The sequence below is a fragment of the Sphingomonas sp. Leaf339 genome, assembly GCF_001426195.1.
Taxonomy (GTDB): domain Bacteria; phylum Pseudomonadota; class Alphaproteobacteria; order Sphingomonadales; family Sphingomonadaceae; genus Sphingomonas.
In genome coordinates this window covers 1-432 of sequence record NZ_LMRS01000036.1, presented here as the reverse complement: position 1 = coordinate 432, position 432 = coordinate 1, and the positions used below count along the sequence as shown (strand labels likewise).

The window sequence follows — 432 nt, the reverse complement described above, 5'->3', positions numbered from 1 at the left end:
GAACGGCGTCGTGTCGTACGCGTCAATGCATCGCGGTTGATCCGGGCGAGCGGTAGCGACAGCGTGTGGATCACCTGCTCCACCGACAGCCGCACGAACGGCGTCGTGTCGTACGGATAGATGACCTTCACGTCGCCGGGGAAGCCCTTGGCGATCTCGGCGAACCCGCGCGGGGACAATGAAGGGATGACGCTGGCGAAGCGCGATGACATGATCCCCGCCTGGATCAGGTGTATGCTGGTTGATTCCAGCGGCTCCATAAACCCGCTCGCCAGTCCGATCGCGACCACGTCAATTCCCGCCGCGCCACTGGTGGCATAGGCGGGCAGGGGCAGGTCCAGGCCGTTCGACAGTCGCTTCACCGCGATGCGTATATCTCCGCCCGCAACCGGTCATATTGATCCGGCGCCAGCGCCGATCCGTCGCCCGGAT

1 protein-coding gene is annotated in these 432 nt (G+C 64.6%); it reads right to left on the bottom strand.

The annotated features are described in order from the left end of the window. A partial coding sequence (locus ASG67_RS19580) for a tryptophan 7-halogenase (protein ID WP_235535227.1) occupies positions 1-362 on the bottom strand: 362 nt, incomplete at its 3' end. Between the last annotated feature and the right edge of the window lie 70 nt (positions 363-432).